This is a genomic window from Aquabacterium sp., from assembly GCF_035476535.1.
Lineage (GTDB): Bacteria > Pseudomonadota > Gammaproteobacteria > Burkholderiales > Burkholderiaceae_C > Pseudaquabacterium.
On the sequence record NZ_DATILJ010000202.1, the window covers coordinates 1 to 16,969 of the forward strand.

A 16,969-nucleotide genomic window follows, 5' to 3' on the forward strand; every position below is an offset into this window, starting at 1 on the left:
GAAAAGTGGAGGTAGGCGGTGGCTGGCATCAGGTCGTACTCCAATGCGCCAGGGGCGATGTGCCCGGGAGGTCGACGGCAGCTCATTGATGCAGCCGGGAGACCTGGTTCTCGCCTGCCGCATCGGCGGCTGGGCTTGACCTCGCCGATATTACCTGCTTCAACTTCTTCAGCCATGGCCAGCGGTAGCAGGTCAGGTGGTACAGCGTGCGCTTGTTGTCGGTCCAGCGCGTGTGCCACTCCATCAGGCGGCCGTAGTACTCCAGGCGCCGTGTCTGCCCTTCGCCGAACATGCGCTGCAATTCTTCCTGGTGCAACAGGAAGGCGGGTGATAGCGATTTGTCGATGCTCTCGTCGTAGGTCGTCTTCAGGATGACGATCTCCGCGTCTCGCCGCAGGCACAGGTGCATGGCTGCGGTGCGACCACCCAGCCGATACTCGTAGATCACCGCTTCGCCGCGCTCGGCGGCCTCTTCCATCAGCTGGCCGTAGAAGCGGCCCTGGTCGTTGTCGGGGTGGATGGCCGTGCCCTTCTCCGACTTCCAGCCCGCACTCTCCAGTGCACCGTAGCGGGCGATGGCCGGCGCCATGTCGCTGGCGCTGCGCCATTCGAGGAGTTCCGCATCGGCCTTGTCGGCGCTGAGCTTGTTGCGCTGCTTGCGCATGTTGCTGCGCAGGTTCTTGCCGCGCAGCGCCCAATAGGCGTCGAAGCTGCCAGCCATGTCGATCCAGCCGGTCTCGATGTAGTCGCTGCGTACATGGGCCGGGCCGTCGGCTGGGGCGGGCGATTGACGCGGGTCGACCTGGGTGATGGAGAGGACAAGGCTGGCCGCCAGCGGACCACGCAGCAGGGATTCGGCCAGCGCGAGTGCCGTCCAGTCGGCTTCTGCCACCCAGGCGCCCAGCGGCAACTGCGATGGCTGGAATGTCTCCCACTGCCCGGCCCCGCGCCGGCTGAGCACGAACATCGCGACCGGCTTGCCGGTCTCACCGGCACTCGCGATCAGCAGGCGCTCGTCGCCTCGGCCGAAGCAGCGCAGTGCCGCGATGATCGCCCGGGCGTCGAGGAACGGCAGGTTCACCTGCGCCGCATTCAGCCGGTTCCAGTCCGCCTGCAGCGTGGGCTGGCCTGCGAGCAGCCCGGCATTCACGTTCTTCCAGGCCAGGCGGGGTGGTCGAGGAGGTGTCATGGTCGCCTGTCAATGGTGAAGTGTGTTTCGCAACTCGGTGGCCACCTGGCGCACGTCGTCTGACGACAGATCCTGGTGGCACAGCAACTGCAGCACATGCCGGCTCCAGCGCGGGCCCTCGTCGTGCGCGTCGTCCGGCGTGCCGGGCCAGATGCGGTCCCACCGAAATACCGGCAGGCCCTTGGCACGCATCGCGAGGTAGGTGCGCTCGGCCGCCTGAACCCAGAGCGGGAAGACATAGGGCGCAGCGTCGGACGGGCGCGACTCGGCGATGAAACGTGTGCCCGGCAGACCCTGCAGTTGCGTCGCGAAGAGGTCGTAGTTCGACTGCCGGCGTTCGACGACGCGCGCCAGCGGCAGTGCTCTGAACAGCCACCGCGAGAGCAGCAGCGGCGTCTGATCGATGCGTGCCATGTCGCAAATGCGCATCATGTCCTCCGCACTCGGTGTGGCCTCGGAGGCACCGCCGTGCGTCTTGCGCAGGCGATTCTTGAATCCGAACAGCGCTTGCAGCAGCGTGCTGATGCCGGCGGGGCGACCGAAGACGCACGCCGACTCGAGGACGTCGACCACGCCCTTGAGCTGGCTGCGCAGCGGTGCGGCTTCTTGCGCACCGATCTCGATGCGCCGATTGGCGCTGGCCAGCAAGCCCAGTTCGGGCACGGGCAGAAACTTCGAGATGCTGGCGGTTGCGAAGTCGCCCCAGGCCCCCACCGGCAATTCGCCGGCGCGCCCGAACAGGCTGTGCGCGCAGTCTTCGATCAGGGCGATGCCGGCGCGACTGCACCACGCCCGCACGTCCTTCAGGCTCTTGGGCAAGCCGAAGTAATGGGCGACGATCATCGCGCGCGCGTCGCCCTTCTGTGCTGCCGTGATGCTGTCCAGCATCGGCAGCCCCTGCGCGTCGATGGCAAAGAACACCGGCACGAGGCCGGCGCAGACCACCGGGGCAACCATCGTCGGGCAGTGGTAGCTTGGCACCAGCACCTGGCTGCCCGGTGGCAAGTCGAGCTGGCGCAGTGCCAGGTACAGCGAGGCGCGGCCGCTGCTGGTCAGCATTGAATTCGGCAGGCCGGACACGCAGGGGAGGGCCGTTGACTTGGTGCCGGCGAAGCTGCTCCAGCCGAGTACTGGCCCGCTGGGCAGGCGCATGGGTCGCGACTCGCCGGCGGCCACCTGGAGGCCGGGGGAGGCGCTGTTCAGCAACGGGGGAGGCGTGGTCATGGCCTGGGTCGGGCTCTCGGTCGGCGCCCGCGGCGGGCCCGGCATTCTGCAACGGCTAGACCAGGGTCGGGAGCCAGCGTTTCGTGATGGATTCGAGCGCGTGCTGGTCCTTGCGTTCGGACAAGGTGTGGTCGGCGCGCGGCAGGTCGTGGCGCAAGACGGCTGGGCGCTCGAGCGCGCCGCGCCAGGCCGGATCGGCACGGGTGAACTCCACGAACTCACGGGCAGTGAGATCGTTGCCGCTGAGGGCCAACAGGATGCGACCGTCAAAGGCATTCCAGGCCCGGGCCATGCGCTCCTGGAACGCCAGCGGCGCGGCTGCCGCCGGGCCACGTCCGCGCGCTGCGCGCAGGTTGGCCAGCAAGTCGCGAAAGGCCTGGACGGCAACGCGACCGGCAAGCAGCTTCCGCCAGAAGGCGGGTTCAAGCAGACGCTGCCGGTAGTAGTGCTTGACCTGGGCGCGCGCCAGGCTCGTCGTCGAGCGCACCCACGGATTGATCAGCAGCAGGCCGCGCACACGCGGATCGGGGCTTTCATGCAGGTACAGCAGGGCGGCCGAGGCCCCATCGCAAAGCCCGCACAACACGACTTGCTCGAGACCCGGCTGCTGTGCCAGCAGTTGATCGATGGCTGCACGGATATCGGCACCGAGTTGCTCGAAGCTGCGCATGGCGCCGCTGCTGTCGCCCATGCCCCGAACATCGAACCTCAGCACCGGGTGGCCCGCCTCGGCCAGCGCACTGGCCAGTTGGATGAACTGGCGATGGCTGCCGCAGCGGTATTGCGGCCCGCCGACGACGATAACGACGCCGCAGCGCGCTGCGGCAAGGGCATCGGAGGGGCGGTGCAGTATCCCGAGCAAGGTCTCGCCTTCGCACGCGAAGAGCAACGGTTGCAGCGTCGACGCGTGGCTCACGGCTGATGATCCACGGCAACGACGGCCGGCATTGCGGCGCTGGCAAGTTGCGCCGTGGTGGCCGTCAGCAGTGCCGGCGCGTCCTCGATTTCCACGGTCTGCCAGAACGCCGGGCCTGGTACAAGCGCCGCATGCACCTCACAGCCAGCCAGGCGCCAGCGCTCGACGGCATTGACCGATGCCGGGCCGAGCGTTGCATCCTCGCGGTTCGACACTTCCAGCCAAACGACGCGGCCAGGCCTGCGGGGCGGCGCCAGCGTGGCAGCTTCGAGACCGCGCGCCAGCGCCGCCGGCAGCGCATAGCCTGCGATATCGACGCTGCGCCCGTGGGCCAGGCTGCCGCGGACTTCGTTCAGCACGGCTTTCGAGCCGCCGTCGGCCAAGCCGGCGGCTGCCTTTAAGCGCAGGAACTGCTGCAGCACCACCGCTCCTACCGGCGTCGGCTGCCAGAACAGGAAATGGCAGGGTTCGTCCATGCGTTGGGCCGCTGCGGCGGCAACCAGTGCGCCGGCGCGCAATCCCCACAGCCACAGGGGGGCGTCACAACGCTGCCGCAGCCAGCGGCTGGCGTGTTCGACATCGGCGACCCAATCGTCCCAGGTGGCGTCGCCGAAGTCACCGCTGCTGTCGCCGCACCCGAGCAAGTCGATCTGCAGCACGGCGAAGCCCGCTTCGGCGAGTGCACGCGCCTGTTGCGCCGCCATGCGTCGCGACTTGTTCATTTCCTCGGCAAACGGGTGCACATAGACCACCGCGCCGCGGGGAACGCCGGCCCGTCCCGGGTGGTACAGGCACAAGCGTTGGCCGCCTCGCTGCTGGTCGGCCGCCAGGTAGAAGGCGTCGATCCCGCCGGCCACGATGCGACGCTCAGGCCAGCTTGCTGTCGACGAAAGCGACAAGCGATCCGACGGTGGCGAAGGTGTCGCCATCGATGTCGTCGTCGTCGACGACGATGCCGAACAGATCTTCCAGGCTGGTGATCAGGCTGACCACGGCCATCGAGTCCAACTCGGGGATCGCGCCCAATAGCGGCGTGCGATCCGTGAAAGCGGCCGCGCGCCCGCCGAGACTCAGCACCTCGTCGAGCACGCTCAGAATCCTTGCGGTCACATCCATGGAAGAAGCGGGCGCCGGGCGCCGAGTGCATGAAGCGCGAATTCTAGGGGGGGTTCCGTGCCGGACGCGCCAGGCAAGCGTGGCGAACTTGGCACTCGGCAGGCGCTTGCCGCAGAGGCACCCATGAGGCCGCGTGCCATACTTTCCCGGGACTTTCCCCTGCACACTTCGTCCCGTCGAGCGACTCAAGCATGCCCGAATCCACCCTGCTGCACGAATTGATCACTCTGTCCGCGGCGCGTTCACCGGACGCACGTGCCCTGACCCACGGTGAAGGATCGCTGACCTATGCCGCCCTGGCCAACGAAGTGCAGCGGGTGGCCGGTGCGTTGATGGAACTGGGCTTGCAGCGCGGCGAGCGGGTTGGCATCTATCTCGAGAAGCGATTCGAATCCGTCATTGCCAGTTTTGCCGCGTCAGCGGCCGGCACCGTCTTCGTGCCGATCAACCCGCTGCTCAAGCCGGAGCAGGTGGCTTTCATCGTCGACGATTGCGACGTGAGCGCACTGGTCACGTCGCCGGAACGATGGGCGCTGATCGCCGATTCGCTCGCCGACTGCCCGTCGCTGCGCCATGTCGTGCTGTGCGGCGGTTCGGCGGATGCGCCGGCCGCCGGGGCGGCGGGTGCGGCGGCCGTGCATGATTGGCGCCAACTCGATGGGACGCGGGCGGGACATCGCGTCATCGACTCCGACATGCTGGCCATCCTGTACACGTCGGGCAGCACGGGCCGACCCAAGGGCGTGGTCCTTTCCCACAGGAACATGGTGGTCGGCGCCAAGAGCGTGGCCAGCTACCTGGGAAATCATGCCGACGACACGTTGTTGGCGGCGTTGCCGCTGTCGTTCGATGCCGGCTTCAGCCAGCTGACCACCGGCTTTCATGCCGGAGCGCGCGTGGTGCTGCTGAACTACTTGCTGCCGCGCGACGTGCTCAAGGCGCTGGAGCGAGAACGGGTCACGGGCCTCACGGCCGTGCCGCCGCTGTACATCCAGTTGTCGCAACTGGATTGGCCAGCCGCCATCGGGCAGAACTTGCGCTACTTCGCGAACACCGGCGGGCGCATGCCGCGCGACACGCTGGGGCTGCTGCGCCAGCGCGTCCCGCGCGCGAAGCCCTTCCTGATGTACGGTTTGACGGAGGCCTTTCGCTCGACCTACCTGCCGCCCGATGAGGTCGATCGACGGCCGGACTCCATTGGCAAAGCCATTCCAAACGCCGAGATCCTGGTGCTGCGCGAGGACGGCTCGGCCTGCGCGGTCGATGAACCCGGCGAACTGGTCCATCGCGGCGCCCTGGTGGGCATGGGTTACTGGAATGACGCCGAGAAGACGGCCGAGCGGTATCGCCTGTTGCCGGCCGGCGCGCCGGGTCGGCAGTCGGGGTTGCAGTTGCCGGAGTACGCGGTGTTTTCCGGCGACACGGTCAAGCGCGACGACGAGGGCTTTCTGTATTTCATCGGCCGGCGTGACGAGATGATCAAGACATCGGGTTACCGGGTCAGCCCGACCGAAGTCGAAGAGGTACTTTATGCCACGCGCTTGGTGGGCGAGTGCGTCGCGTTCGGCGTCGATCACGCCGCGCTGGGCCAGTCGATCCAGGTGATTGCCACCGCGCCCGTCGAGGCTGCGGCGCTGGATCTGGATGCGCTGCTTGCGGCATGTCGCGCGCGCATGCCAGCCTACATGCTGCCCGCCGGCATCGAGGTGATGGCGGGTCCGTTGCCGCGCAACCCGAACGGCAAGATCGATCGCAAACTGCTGTCAACTGCCTGGGTGGAGCGCCATGTCGTCTGAGCTGATGCCGTCATACTTCGACGAGATTGCATCGTGACCGAGCGTCCACCCGTCGTGCGTGCCGTGGCGCACGTGGCGATGAGCCAGTTTCCGGTCATCGGCGGTGAATTGCAGGTCGGTGGCATGGCGCTGACCCGCCTTGCGCAGCGTGTCGGCCAGACGCCTTTCTACGCTTACGACCGAGGCCTGCTGCGCGACCGCGTGGGTGAACTGCGCCGGGCGCTGCCGGATGGCATCGAGTTGCACTACGCGATGAAGGCCAACCCCATGCCGGCGGTGGTCGGTTTCATGGCGGGGCTGGTCGACGGCATTGACGTGGCCTCGGCCGGCGAATTGAGGGTTGCACTGGATGCCGGGGCCGACCCGCGGCATGTCAGTTTCGCGGGGCCTGGCAAGCGAGACCTGGAGCTGCACCAAGCGGTGGCGTCGGGGGTGCTGATCAACCTCGAGTCGATGCGCGAGGTGCGGCTGCTGGGGCCCATATCCCAGGCGCTCGGATTGCCGGCCCGCGTGGCCGTGCGCGTGAACCCCGACTTCGAACTCAAGGGTTCGGGCATGAAGATGGGCGGGGGGCCGAAGCAATTCGGCGTGGATGTCGAGCATGTGCCGGAACTGCTGTCACACATCGGCCAGTCGGGGCTGGTGTTCGAGGGTTTCCACCTTTTCGCCGGCTCACAAAACCTGCGCGCCGATGCGATCTGTGATGCCCAGCAAAAGGCCTATGCCCTGGCGCTGCGCCTCGCGGAGATGGCGCCGGACCCGGTGCGCTTCCTGAACCTGGGCGGTGGCTTTGGCATTCCCTATTTCCCAGGCGAGCAGCGGCTCGACTTGACGCCGATCGGCGACAACCTGGCGGGCCTTCTGCACCGTGCGCGAGCCGACATGCCGCAGGCCAAGCTGGTCATTGAACTGGGACGTTACCTGGTGGGGGAGGCCGGGCTCTACGTCTGCCGCGTCATCGATCGAAAATTGTCGCGAGGCCAGGTCTTCCTGGTCACCGATGGTGGGCTGCACCACCACTTGTCGGCCTCCGGCAATTTTGGACAGGTCGTGCGCAAGAACTACCCGGTCACCATCGGCAACAAGGTGGATGCGCAAGAGCGTGAGGCGACTTCGGTGGTCGGGCCCTTGTGCACGCCCTTGGATCTGTTGGCCGATCGCATGGATCTTGCGGTGGCCGAGCCTGGCGATCTGGTGGTGGTGTTTCAGTCCGGCGCGTACGGCGCGAGCGCCAGCCCACAGGGATTCCTCGGGCATCCGCCCTGCATCGAGGTGCTGGTGTAGGCGGCGCTCGACCACTCGTTTGAGTGGTCAGGCTCAAAATGAGCCTGTTACAACTGGCGGTGGGTGTCAGAATGTGGCGCGGGTGGTCCGCAATGGGCGAACGCCTGCTTGGCGTTATGCGCTGCAATATGAACAGCATCCGATGGCTTTTGGTGGTGTCTTGGTCGGCTGCACAGCTGGCTCTTGCGGCGCCGGTCAATGAACCCAACTCGACCGAAGGTCCGGCCGAATCGCTTGGTGCGGGCGATTCGCGGCCTTCTGATCCTGGGGCGCCGAGGAGCCGATCGCCCGATGTCAAGCCGCCGGGTTTGGACAAGAGTCAAGCGCTCGAATCCAGTACCGGGCAGAAGAATCTCGATCTGCTGCTGGAGCTCCAGGATCGTCCAAAAGCGGCGTTGATTGGCGGCGCGGAAGCCGAAGCGGCAAAACCGGGGCGCCGCCGCTCAACGGAAGGCGCGACATCCCAGGCGGGCCAGCCAGCAGCCGGCAGCGCGCTTCTTGCGCCCGGGTCCGCTGAAATGACCGAAGCGGGCGAGTCCGATGGCACCGAGAGGCGGCGTTGGAGCGGCAGCCTGGGGCCGCAGTTTGCGGCCGAAAACGGCACTGCCAGCGAGTCCTCCGGTTACAAGGGAGATCTGCACGGCGCCGGCCTCGACAACGCGCCCAGCCGGAAGTTCCTGCGCCTGCTGCGCGAATACCGTGAATGGGTGGTCGTGGCCGGGGTTTCTGCCGTGCTGCTCATGCTGGCCACCGGTGCTGCCTCTCGACGCCATCGGCGCCGTTAAGCTGCGGGACGACGACAAGGTTTGCGACAGTTCTGCAGCAACAATTGCCTGAAATCGCACACCGGCCCCCCGAACCGTGGGGTGTGATGATGGACATGAACACTACCGGCCTTCCTACAATGGCCGCAAAGGTTCGCTTGGAGAAGACACGATGGATATCCGGCCGAAGTTGGAAGGCGATGACCAGGCGCGAAGCGCCGTTGTCGATGCCAGAAAGCAGACGCGTCGGCGACTGCTGAGAAAATCCCTGGGTACGGCACCAGTCCTGTTGAGCATTTCGAGCGGGCCTGCGATCGCTGGGAATCTCGTCAAGACGGCGTCAGCCAAGTGTTCGGCATCGACCAGTGCGCCCACACGGGGCCAGTACTCCTGCGATGGCAAGAGCCATGTCCGGTGGAGCAATGACGCGTGCGATTCCACGAAGAACAACGGCGGGCAACCGGCCTGCAAGACCAGCGGTCATGGCTGGCCGTGCGTGCCCACGACCAAGCATGTCGGAAGCTACAGTCCGCAAGTGAGGTCGAGTTGCGGTGAATCGTGGTCGACGACTGCGGACCACTACCAGGTGATGAACCGGCACTGCGCACGTGCCGGGACGACGGTGGACAAGTACTGGTCCAAGCAAGAGCTGCAGAACAACCCGTCGTCGAGCGCGCAACGCCTCAAGCTCGCCGCTCATTGTTCTGCCGCCTTGCTGAGCTGCGAGGCTGGGTTGATCCCCGCCCAGGTCTGCAATCAGGACAAGATTCGTGAAATCTGGGAGGCGTGCAAGTCCGGGTCCGGTACCTGGACGCCGCCGGGTTCGAGTTGTACCCTGGCCTGGACAATTGATGATGCCTGCAATTGGTTGAACTCGATGTGCACCAGCTGAGCTGGGGCGAGGCGAGCTTTGCAGCAAGCCTGCCCGTTCCCACTCAGCAACAGCGATTTGCACTGGCTGAGTGGGGCCATGAGTTCGTGGTTTTTGACGGCGCGACAGGCGCCTGTCACCTTTTGTCCGAGGCCGCGGGTAGCGTCTTTGCGGGCTTGTTGAGTTCCGCGACCGGACCGATGTCGGTTCGCCAGATCTTCGAGGCGACGGCCGGGGTGAGCGTCGATCCAGTCCTCGAAGACGAGCACCAGGCGCTGATCACGCTGCTGAGCGGCTTGTGCGAGGTTGGCCTGGTCCAGAAGGTCGCGTCTTGAAGTTGGGCGCGTTGTCTCCTGCCGAGCTGACCCGGCAACTCGCCTGCGGAAGCCTGCGGCTTCGCACCGGCCCGTTCGTGACAGCGGTCCAGTCTCGCCTGCCCGAGCTTGTCCGCGGCCTGGGTGCCCTTTACGCTTCGCATGATCTTGAACCGGAGTCCTCGTTCACTGACTTCGTGATCAGTGTCGACCGTCCGGACGGGCTCCGGCACTGGATCAGACCGCAGGTTCTCTTTCGCTTTGACGGGGTGGCCCCGTTCGCCCCGCTGCCCGTGAATCAGGGTTTTGCGCTGTTCGAATGGGGGATGAACTGGTGCATCTATGGTAACTGTCACCAGTATGTGACCCTGCACGCGGCGGTGCTTGAGCGAGGCGGGCGAGCGCTGGTACTGCCTGCGCCGTCGGGGTCGGGCAAGAGCACGCTTTGCGCGGGTTTGGCCTTCAACGGATGGCGGCTGCTCTCGGACGAGCTGACGGTGATCGATCCGCAGCGGCAACTCATCCTGCCGGTGCCCCGCCCCATCAGCCTGAAGAACGCCTCGATCGACGTGATTCGCGAGTTCGTCCAGGGAGCGATACTCAGTGACGTTGTGCGCGACACCACCAAGGGCAGTGTCGCACACTGCAAACCCGATGCAGAGGCCGTCTTGCGCGCGGGCGAGCCGGCGCGACCTGGGTGGATCGTTGTGCCGAAGTATCGGGAAGGAGCCGACGCCAAGCTGGAGCGCATGCCGAAGGCTCGCGCCATGATGATGGCCGTGGATAGCACTTTCAACTTCAATATCCATCGCCGCGCAGGCTTCGAGTTGCTGTCTTACATGGTCAGCCGCAGTGAGTGCTACGAGTTCACCTATGGCCGTCTGGAGGATGCGGTGGCTGTCTTTGACGCGTTGGCCGGGACTGCCGAGCTGCCTGACGCATGAGGCGAGCTGAGCCCGACTGGGCCTTGATGGGTCTGTGCGAGCCGCAGCGCCTGCTGGAGCTCAACCCGGCGCAATGGAGCACCGTGGTCCGGCAGGCCCGCGCAGCCGGCGTGCTGGCCCGAATCGGAGCCCTGTTGGACCGACGCCGGTTGTCGGAATCCGTGCCGCCGGAGGCCCTGGCGCACATCCGCGCCGAGCAACGGCGCACCAGTGCCCAGCACGACGAAGTGAGGCATGAAATCGAAGCTGTTCGCGGCGCGCTCGAGCCGTTGGGGCTCACGGTCATTCTGCTCAAGGGAGCGGCGTACGTGGCGTCGCAGCTGCCGGCAAGCCAGGGGCGCTCGTTCTCGGATGTCGATCTGTTGGTGCCGAAAGCGCACTTGAATGTCGCGGAATCGGCGCTGATGCAGCGTGGCTGGATGACCACCCATCACTCCCCGTACGACCAGCGCTACTACCGCGAATGGATGCACGAACTGCCGCCGTTGCGGCACATCCTCCGCCAGTCCGTGCTGGATGTGCACCACACACTCTTGCCGGGGACCACCGGGACTCGCCTGGATCCCGCCCTGTTGTTCGGCGCGGCGCGGCCGGTTCCTGGTTGGCATGGCGTGGCGACCTTGGCTCCAACGGACCTGGTGCTGCACAGCATGACCCACTTGTTCTACAACGACGACCTCAGCCGGGGGCTGCGCGATTTGTCGGACCTGGACTTGTTGCTGCGCGAGCTCGGCGTTGACGAACCATGGTGGACGCTCCTGATCGAGCGGGCGCGCGCGCTCGACCTGATGCGGCCGTTGTATTTTGGGCTGACATGCACCCGTGGGATCCTGGGCACGCCGATCCCCGAGCCGGCATTGGATGTCTGCCGCCGTGCAGCCGCGCCGTCGTGGCCTTCCGAAGTGCTGATGAAGCGGGTCTGGTCCCGGGCCCTGAGTTCGCAACACAGCACCGCCGTTGACGGATGGACACCGGTGGCACTGTTTCTTCTGTACCTGCGGGCACATTGGCTGCGCATGCCGCCATGGATGCTGCTGCGCCACCTGACGGTCAAGGCTTTCATGCGCCTGACTCCTGATCCCGAGGAGGCCTGAGCCGCTACCATTGGGGTCATCAAAACCGGATTTGAACGCCCATGACCCAGCTGAAATTGCGTGTCAACAACCAGCCGGTGGATGCAGAGGTTTTGGCATCCACACTCCTTGTCGACTTTCTGCGCGGCGGGCTGAACCTGACCGGCACTCACGCCGGATGCGATACCGGTCAATGTGGTGCCTGCACGGTGCATGTCGACGGCGAGGCGGTGAAGAGTTGCAGCATGCTGGCCGTCCAGGCTCAGGGTTGCGAGGTGACGACGGTGGAAGGCCTGGCGCAGGGCGAGCGCCTGCATCCGGTCCAGCAAGCCTTCATCGACTGTCACGGCTTGCAATGCGGCTTCTGCACGCCCGGCATGATGATGACGGCGGCCTGCCTGCTGAAGAAGACGCCGCGGCCCAGCGAAGCCGAGATCGTTCACGCGCTCGAAGGCAATCTGTGCCGCTGCACCGGCTACGTCAACATCGTCGCGGCGGTTCAGCAAGCGGCCCAGGCCGCGCAAGGGGAGGCCGCATGAGCGCCACTCTGGAAACCGCGCGCTTCGGCAGCGGCCGGGCGATCAACCGGCTGGAAGATCCGCTGTTGGTGGCCGGCCAGGGCCGCTACACCGATGACCTGAGCTACCCCGGCCAGCTGCATGCGGTGTTCGTGCGCTCGACCTATGCCCACGCCAACATCCGTTCGGTCGACGTGTCCTCTGCGCTCGAGATGCCCGGCGTCGTCGCCATCTACACCGGCGCCGACCTGGTGGCTGCCGGTGTCAAGCCGATGCCGGGCCCGGTGGGCTTCCCGCGGCCCGACGGATCACCGGCCGCATCGGCCGATCGCCGTGCCTTGGCTCACGAGCGGGTGCGCTTCGTCGGCGAGGCCGTGGCCGTGGTGGTGGCCGCGTCGATTGAGCAAGCCCGTGCCGCGGCGGAAGCGGTCTGGGTCGATTGTGAAGAGCTGCCTTCGGTGGTGAATGCCTTCGACGCGATGAAGCCGGGCGCGCCGCAGCTGTGTGACCAGGCGCCGGACAACGTCGCCGCTGGCATGCGCCATGGCGACGCCCAGGCCACCGAGGCGGCTTTCGCCGGGGCCGCGCTTGTCGTCTCGCTGGACATCCACAACCAGCGCCTGGCGCCCAGCCCGATCGAGCCGCGCGCCATGCTGGCGCTGCTGAATGCCGATGACGACCGCTTGGAAGTGCACATCAGCAGCCAGATGCCAACTGGTGTGCGCGGCACGCTGGTCGATGCGATTCCGGGGCTGAGCGCCGAGCGCGTGCGGGTCCGCGTTGGCGACGTCGGGGGCGGCTTCGGCATGAAGACCGGGGCCTACCCTGAGGACATCGCCGTGGCCTATGCCGCGCTGACGCTGAAGCAGCCGGTGAAGTGGCGCGCCGAGCGCATCGAGGAGTTCCTGTCGGCCGTGCATGGCCGCGATGTGACCAGCCGCGCCGAACTGGCGCTCGATGCGCAGGGCAAGGCTCTGGCGCTGCGCGTGCGGGGGGTGGCCAACGTCGGCGCCTATGCCACTGCCACCGGCGTCGCGATCCAGGTCATTGTCGGCCCGTGGGTGTCGACCAGCATCTACGACATTCCGCTGATCGACCTGGCCTTCACCGCGGTGATGACCAACACCGCGACCACCGGCGCCTACCGCGGCGCCGGCCGGCCCGAGGCGATCTACCTGATCGAGCGCTTGATGGATGCGGCTGCACGCAAGCTGAAGCTGGACCCCGCCGAGCTGCGGCGCCGCAACATGATCCGGCCCGAGCAGATGCCGTACACGACGGCGATGGCCCAGGTCTACGACTGCGGGCAGTTCGAGAAGATCCTCGACCAGAGCCTGGCGCTGGCCGACTGGCAGGGCTTTGCGGCGCGGCGCGAAGCTTCTGCGCAACGCGGCAAGCTGCGCGGTCGTGGCATCGCGACGTTCCTGGAGTGGACCGGCGGCAACGCGCTGGAAGAACGTGTCAGCGTCAAGGTCACCGCCGACGGTTATATCGAGCTCGGCTCGGCGACGCAGGCCATGGGCCAGGGCATTGCCACCAGCTATGCGCAGTTGGCGGTGGATGTGTTCGGCGTGCCGATCGAGCGCATCCGCGTGCTGCAGGGTGACACCGACCGGGCCAATGGCTTCGGCAGTGCCGGTTCGCGCTCGCTGTTCACTGGCGGCTCGGCGGTGGACGTCGTGTCGCGCAAGACCGTTGACCACGCCAAGGGCCTGGCCGCCGAGGCCTTGGAGGCACCGGTGCAGGACGTCGAATACGCCGCCGGCCGCTTCACGGTGGCCGGCACCGATCTGGGCGTCGGCCTGTTCGAGCTGGCCGGCAAGCAGGCCGGCGCACAGATCCAGGTCGACGGCAGCAGCACCGCGGGCGCGCCGAGCTGGCCCAACGGCTGCCACATTTGCGAGGTCGAGATCGATGCCGACACCGGCGGCGTGCAGGTGGTGGCCTATGCCTCGGTGAACGACATCGGCCGCGTCGTCAGCCCGACGATCGTGCGCGGCCAGGTCGAAGGGGGCGCGGTACAAGGCATCGGCCAGGCCTTGTGCGAAGCGGTGGCCTACGACAGCGAGACCGGCCAGCTGCAGAGCGCCAGCTTCATGGACTACGCGCTGCCGCATGCCGATGGCTTCATCGGCTTCAAGACCCGGTTCGACACCTCGATCCCCTGCCTGACCAATGTGCTGGGCGTCAAAGGCGTCGGCGAACTGGGCACGATCGGCGCGACGCCGGCGGTCGTGAACGCAGTGATCGACGCCCTCGACCACGCCGGCCTCGGCGCACTGGGCGAGGGCCTGCAGATGCCGCTAACGGCCGAACGCGTGTGGCGCGCCCTGAACTTGAAGGAGGTCGATCCGTCGCCCTTCCGGGCGTGACGGCTGTCGACCGCAGGCCTGGTCAAACGCCGTAATACTGGCGGTACCAGGCCACGAAGCGCGCGACACCCACGTCGATCGACGTGTCGGGTCGGAAATTGACCCAGCGTTCGAGTGCCGATACATCGGCACAGGTTGCCGGCACGTCACCGGGCTGCATGTCGTGGTACTCCTTGACTGCCGATCTGCCGGCGCTGCGTTCGATCGCCTCGATGAAGTCCATCAGTTTCACCGGCTGGGTGTTGCCGATGTTGAACAGGCGGTACGGCGCGTCGCTGAGACTTGGATCGCCTTCTGCTGCTACGTGGTCCGGCTGCGATGTGGGCGCGCGGTCGAGTGTGAGAATGACACCGGTCGCGATGTCGTCGATGTAGGTGAAGTCGCGCAGCATGTTTCCGCGGTTGAACACCTTGATCGGTTCGCCGGCAAGGATGGCCTTGGTGAACAGGAACAGCGCCATGTCCGGTCGGCCCCAGGGACCGTAGACCGTGAAGAAGCGAAGGCCGGTGGTTGGCAACCTGAACAGATGGCTGTACGTGTGGGCCATCAGCTCGTTCGACTTTTTGGTGGCGGCGTAGAGGCTGATCGGGTGGTCTACGCGCTGCTGCTCGGCAAAGGGCAGCACGGTGCTGTTGCCGTACACGCTTGAACTTGACGCATACACCAGGTGCTCAACCGCGGAATGCCGGCAGCCTTCCAGGATGTTCATGAATCCGACGATGTTGCTGTCGATGTACGCGTGGGGGTCGATCAGCGAATGCCGCACACCGGCCTGTGCGGCAAGGTGAACCACCCGATCGAAGCGCTCCTGTTGGAAGAGCGCCGCCATGTCTTCGCGGCTTGCCAGGTCCAGATGCACAAAGCGGAACAACGGACGACTGGACAACTGCGCCAGGCGGTCTTTCTTGAGTTGCGGATCGTAATAGTCGTTCAGATTGTCGAGGCCGATGACTTCGTCGCCGCGATCCAGCAGCAGCTTGGCGACATGCGAGCCAATGAATCCGGCGGCACCGGTGAGAAGGATTTTCATAAGTCTGCGCACATGGGTGTGTCATTCTCGCCTGGCATCGACCCTGCATGGACCACCGAGCTTGCGACAGGCAGCGCACCAGGCCTGGGCAGAATCCGGGACGGTTGACTTTTTTCGCGCAGCAAGACTGCTTATGGGAGCTTGAGTATGAAGATCACGGTTATCGGCGCAGGCTATGTGGGTCTGGTCACGGGCGCCTGCTTGGCCGATATGGGTAATCATGTGGTTTGCCTGGATGTTGACCAGCGCAAGATCGACATGCTCAACCGGGGGGAGGTGCCCATCCACGAGCCCGGGCTCGAAGCGATGGTGCAGAGGAATTCCGGTGCGGGGCGCCTGCAGTTCACGTGTGACACCGCCGCCGCTGTTGCGCATGGCACGCTGCAGTTCATCGGCGTTGGCACGCCGCCCGACGAAGACGGATCGGCGGACATGCAGTACGTGTTGGCAGCCGCGCGCGCCATCGGACAGCACATGACTGACTACAAGGTCGTGGTGGACAAGAGCACGGTGCCGGTCGGAACCGCTGACAGGGTTCGCATTGCGGTGGCCGATGCGCTCGCGGCGCGCGCGATCGACCTGCCGTTTGCGGTGGTCAGCAATCCTGAGTTCCTCAAGGAGGGGGCGGCAGTCGACGACTTCATGCGGCCCGATCGGATCGTGGTGGGCTGTGACGACGAGCGCGCCGGCTTGCTGATGCGTGCGGTGTACGCGCCGTTCATGCGCAATCGTGACAAGCTGATCATGATGGACCTGCGCAGTGCCGAGTTCACGAAATACGCGGCCAACGCGATGCTGGCCACGCGTATCAGCTTCATGAACGAGCTGTCGCGCCTGGCCGATGTCCTGGGGGCGGACATTGAACTGGTGCGCAAAGGCATCGGCAGCGACCCTCGCATCGGCACCCACTTTCTGTATGCCGGTGCCGGTTACGGCGGATCGTGTTTTCCGAAGGACGTCAAGGCCCTGATTCGCACCGCGGCAGACAAGGGCATCACTCTTGAGGTGCTCACGGCGGTGGAGGCGGCGAATGAGCGGCAGAAGCAGGTACTCGTCAGCCGGGTCGTCGAGCGCTTCGGTGAGGACTTGAAGGGGCGAACCTTCGCACTGTGGGGCCTGGCATTCAAACCCAACACCGATGACATGCGCGAGGCGCCGAGCCGGGCGATCATTGTCGAACTCGTCAAGCGAGGGGCTGCGATTCGTGCATACGACCCGATCGCCATGCCCGAAGCCAAGCGGGTGCTTGAGGGCACGACGGGGCTGACCTTCGTGGAGAACCAGGAGGCGGCCCTGGACGGATCAGACGCTTTGCTGGTCGTGACCGAATGGAAGGAGTTTCGCAACCCCGACTTCGATCGGATCAAGGCCACCCTCAAGCAACCTTTGGTGCTTGATGGCCGGAACATCTACGATCCAGTGTTGATGCAGGCCTTCGGCATCGACTACATCGGCATTGGCCGGGGCGCACCCACCGCAGGGATCCGCGCCCCATAGGGCACATGCGGGCGTTTCCAAGGGCCAGGCGGCGTCGCAACTGCAGCGCGACGCTGCCATC

Annotated in this window: 16 protein-coding genes; 10 read left to right on the top strand and 6 right to left on the bottom strand. The window is 65.9% G+C overall.

Annotated elements, in window-relative coordinates; all coding sequences use genetic code 11:
* Positions 1-82: 82 nt before the first annotated feature.
* The 5 genes from VLK61_RS19695 to VLK61_RS19715 are packed head-to-tail and all read right to left on the bottom strand — an operon-like array spanning position 83 to position 4,445.
* Positions 83-1,189, bottom strand: coding sequence for a GNAT family N-acetyltransferase (locus tag VLK61_RS19695; RefSeq protein ID WP_325423326.1), 1,107 nt, complete (start codon positions 1,187-1,189; stop codon positions 83-85).
* 9 nt (positions 1,190-1,198) lie between these two features.
* A complete protein-coding gene (locus tag VLK61_RS19700; protein WP_325423327.1) occupies positions 1,199-2,413 on the bottom strand; it encodes a DegT/DnrJ/EryC1/StrS family aminotransferase in 1,215 nt (404 codons plus the stop codon).
* 55 nt (positions 2,414-2,468) lie between these two features.
* Complete coding sequence (locus VLK61_RS19705; RefSeq protein ID WP_325423328.1) at positions 2,469-3,329, bottom strand: hydrolase 1, exosortase A system-associated; 861 nt, start codon at positions 3,327-3,329, stop codon at positions 2,469-2,471.
* Positions 3,326-4,186 carry a hydrolase 2, exosortase A system-associated gene (locus VLK61_RS19710; RefSeq protein WP_325423329.1) on the bottom strand — a complete coding sequence of 287 codons (861 nt, stop codon included), beginning with the start codon at positions 4,184-4,186 and terminating at the stop codon, positions 3,326-3,328. Before VLK61_RS19710 ends, VLK61_RS19705 begins: the two co-directional genes overlap by 4 nt.
* Positions 4,187-4,196: 10 nt before the next feature.
* On the bottom strand, positions 4,197-4,445 hold the full coding sequence (locus VLK61_RS19715) for a phosphopantetheine-binding protein (RefSeq protein WP_325423330.1): 249 nt from the start codon (positions 4,443-4,445) through the stop codon (positions 4,197-4,199).
* 191 nt (positions 4,446-4,636) lie between these two features.
* Here VLK61_RS19715 and VLK61_RS19720 point away from each other — a divergent pair, with 191 nt between their 5' ends.
* The 9 genes from VLK61_RS19720 to VLK61_RS19760 all read left to right on the top strand — a co-directional run bounded on the left by VLK61_RS19720 (position 4,637) and on the right by VLK61_RS19760 (position 14,381).
* Positions 4,637-6,241 carry an acyl-CoA ligase (AMP-forming), exosortase A system-associated gene (locus VLK61_RS19720; RefSeq protein WP_325423331.1) on the top strand — a complete coding sequence of 535 codons (1,605 nt, stop codon included), beginning with the start codon at positions 4,637-4,639 and terminating at the stop codon, positions 6,239-6,241.
* 78 nt (positions 6,242-6,319) lie between these two features.
* A complete protein-coding gene (locus tag VLK61_RS19725; RefSeq protein WP_325423362.1) occupies positions 6,320-7,525 on the top strand; it encodes a pyridoxal-dependent decarboxylase, exosortase A system-associated in 1,206 nt (401 codons plus the stop codon).
* 38 nt (positions 7,526-7,563) lie between these two features.
* Positions 7,564-8,310: a hypothetical protein gene (locus tag VLK61_RS19730; RefSeq protein WP_325423332.1), complete on the top strand. Its 747-nt coding sequence runs from the start codon at positions 7,564-7,566 to the stop codon at positions 8,308-8,310.
* 151 nt (positions 8,311-8,461) lie between these two features.
* Positions 8,462-9,181: a hypothetical protein gene (locus tag VLK61_RS19735; protein ID WP_325423333.1), complete on the top strand. Its 720-nt coding sequence runs from the start codon at positions 8,462-8,464 to the stop codon at positions 9,179-9,181.
* The gene (locus VLK61_RS19740; protein WP_325423334.1) at positions 9,154-9,495 is read left to right on the top strand and encodes a hypothetical protein; all 342 of its coding nucleotides are present in this window, start codon (positions 9,154-9,156) and stop codon (positions 9,493-9,495) included. The genes VLK61_RS19735 and VLK61_RS19740 overlap by 28 nt, the downstream gene beginning before the upstream one ends.
* Positions 9,492-10,418, top strand: coding sequence for an HprK-related kinase A (locus VLK61_RS19745; protein ID WP_325423335.1), 927 nt, complete (start codon positions 9,492-9,494; stop codon positions 10,416-10,418). Before VLK61_RS19740 ends, VLK61_RS19745 begins: the two co-directional genes overlap by 4 nt.
* Positions 10,415-11,512, top strand: a complete 1,098-nt coding sequence (locus VLK61_RS19750; RefSeq protein WP_325423336.1) for a nucleotidyltransferase domain-containing protein — start codon at positions 10,415-10,417, stop codon at positions 11,510-11,512. The genes VLK61_RS19745 and VLK61_RS19750 overlap by 4 nt, the downstream gene beginning before the upstream one ends.
* Positions 11,513-11,553: 41 nt before the next feature.
* Positions 11,554-12,030 (top strand): (2Fe-2S)-binding protein, encoded by a 477-nt coding sequence (locus tag VLK61_RS19755; protein WP_325423337.1) that lies wholly within the window; start codon positions 11,554-11,556, stop codon positions 12,028-12,030.
* Positions 12,027-14,381 carry a xanthine dehydrogenase family protein molybdopterin-binding subunit gene (locus tag VLK61_RS19760; protein WP_325423338.1) on the top strand — a complete coding sequence of 785 codons (2,355 nt, stop codon included), beginning with the start codon at positions 12,027-12,029 and terminating at the stop codon, positions 14,379-14,381. Before VLK61_RS19755 ends, VLK61_RS19760 begins: the two co-directional genes overlap by 4 nt.
* Positions 14,382-14,403: 22 nt before the next feature.
* Here the strand turns inward: VLK61_RS19760 and VLK61_RS19765 are convergent, their stop codons facing one another.
* A complete protein-coding gene (locus VLK61_RS19765) occupies positions 14,404-15,411 on the bottom strand; it encodes an NAD-dependent epimerase (RefSeq protein ID WP_325423339.1) in 1,008 nt (335 codons plus the stop codon).
* 147 nt (positions 15,412-15,558) lie between these two features.
* Between VLK61_RS19765 and VLK61_RS19770 the strand changes: the two genes are divergently transcribed.
* The gene (locus VLK61_RS19770) at positions 15,559-16,908 is read left to right on the top strand and encodes a UDP-glucose dehydrogenase family protein (RefSeq protein ID WP_325423340.1); all 1,350 of its coding nucleotides are present in this window, start codon (positions 15,559-15,561) and stop codon (positions 16,906-16,908) included.
* The last annotated feature ends 61 nt before the right edge of the window (positions 16,909-16,969 follow it).

Coding starts and splice junctions, on each gene's coding strand:
- VLK61_RS19695 (WP_325423326.1), bottom strand. CDS start 1,189: ATGACACCTCCTCGACCACCCCGCCTGGCCTGGAAGAACGTGAATGCC.
- VLK61_RS19700 (WP_325423327.1), bottom strand. CDS start 2,413: ATGACCACGCCTCCCCCGTTGCTGAACAGCGCCTCCCCCGGCCTCCAG.
- VLK61_RS19715 (WP_325423330.1), bottom strand. CDS start 4,445: ATGGATGTGACCGCAAGGATTCTGAGCGTGCTCGACGAGGTGCTGAGT.
- VLK61_RS19720 (WP_325423331.1), top strand. CDS start 4,637: ATGCCCGAATCCACCCTGCTGCACGAATTGATCACTCTGTCCGCGGCG.
- VLK61_RS19725 (WP_325423362.1), top strand. CDS start 6,320: ATGAGCCAGTTTCCGGTCATCGGCGGTGAATTGCAGGTCGGTGGCATG.
- VLK61_RS19730 (WP_325423332.1), top strand. CDS start 7,564: ATGAGCCTGTTACAACTGGCGGTGGGTGTCAGAATGTGGCGCGGGTGG.
- VLK61_RS19735 (WP_325423333.1), top strand. CDS start 8,462: ATGGATATCCGGCCGAAGTTGGAAGGCGATGACCAGGCGCGAAGCGCC.
- VLK61_RS19750 (WP_325423336.1), top strand. CDS start 10,415: ATGAGGCGAGCTGAGCCCGACTGGGCCTTGATGGGTCTGTGCGAGCCG.
- VLK61_RS19755 (WP_325423337.1), top strand. CDS start 11,554: ATGACCCAGCTGAAATTGCGTGTCAACAACCAGCCGGTGGATGCAGAG.
- VLK61_RS19760 (WP_325423338.1), top strand. CDS start 12,027: ATGAGCGCCACTCTGGAAACCGCGCGCTTCGGCAGCGGCCGGGCGATC.
- VLK61_RS19765 (WP_325423339.1), bottom strand. CDS start 15,411: ATGAAAATCCTTCTCACCGGTGCCGCCGGATTCATTGGCTCGCATGTC.
- VLK61_RS19770 (WP_325423340.1), top strand. CDS start 15,559: ATGAAGATCACGGTTATCGGCGCAGGCTATGTGGGTCTGGTCACGGGC.